This is a genomic window from Mesorhizobium sp. M4A.F.Ca.ET.022.05.2.1, assembly GCF_003998845.1.
In the GTDB taxonomy this organism is placed as follows: domain Bacteria; phylum Pseudomonadota; class Alphaproteobacteria; order Rhizobiales; family Rhizobiaceae; genus Mesorhizobium.
This window is the reverse complement of the sequence record NZ_RZOJ01000770.1, coordinates 1-908: the sequence shown is the minus strand read 5'-3', so window position 1 is coordinate 908 and position 908 is coordinate 1. Positions and strand designations below refer to the sequence as shown.

At 63.7% G+C, this 908-nt stretch carries 1 protein-coding gene; it reads left to right on the top strand.

All coding sequences use genetic code 11. The annotated features are described in order from the left end of the window. The coding region (locus EN745_RS35280) for an NAD kinase (RefSeq protein ID WP_127423345.1) at nucleotides 1-649 on the top strand (649 nt) is incomplete at its 5' end. Nucleotides 650-908 lie beyond the last annotated feature (259 nt).

Here is a 908-nt window from a genome sequence, read left to right as displayed (position 1 = left end):
CCTCGGCGGCGATGGCTTCCTGCTGCAGACGCTCCGCGACACGATGAGCACGGGCAAGAAGGTCTACGGCATGAACCGTGGCACCATCGGTTTCTTGATGAACGAATACCGGGCCGGCGGCCTCGAGGAACGTATCGCCGCCGCCGTCGCCGAAACCATACGTCCGCTGGAGATGCTGGCGGTGACGCGCGAGGGCGAAACGGTATCGGCGCTGGCGATCAACGAGGTGGCGCTGTGGCGGCAGTCCTACCAGACAGCCAAGATCCGCATCACGGTGGACGAGCAGGTGCGGCTGGAGGAACTGAACTGCGACGGCGTGATGATCGCGACGCCGGCCGGTTCGACGGCCTATAACCTCTCCGCGCACGGACCGATCCTGCCGCTCGACGCGCCTCTGCTTGCGCTGACACCGGTCAGTCCGTTCCGCCCGCGCCGCTGGCGCGGCGCATTGCTCGCCAACAAGGCGACGGTGCGCTTCGACATATTGGAGGCCGAAAAGCGGCCGGTGAACGCTGCCGCCGACCATACGGAAGTAAAGGCTGTGGCCTCTGTGACGGTGCGGGAGTCGCCGACGGCGACAGCCACGCTGCTGTTCGATCCCAACCATTCGTGGAACGAGCGTATCCTCGCCGAACAGTTCCGCTACTGAGCCGGCGCAAGGACAAGGCTTCGATTAAGCATCGCGATTAAGGTTACGTCTTCACAATCGCAGCAATTCGGGCCGTTTCTGTTGACAAATCGCGGCCTTGCGCCTAACTCCAACGCCGATCTTGCAGGCGCGCGGCGCTTGCCGCGACGGATGCCGTTGCGCTTCCCTAAACCAGCCAAAGACAGCCAACACTTGTCCTCAGACACCCAGACCGCTCAAGAAGCGTTGACATTCGCGGACCTCGGCCTGTCGCCGAAGG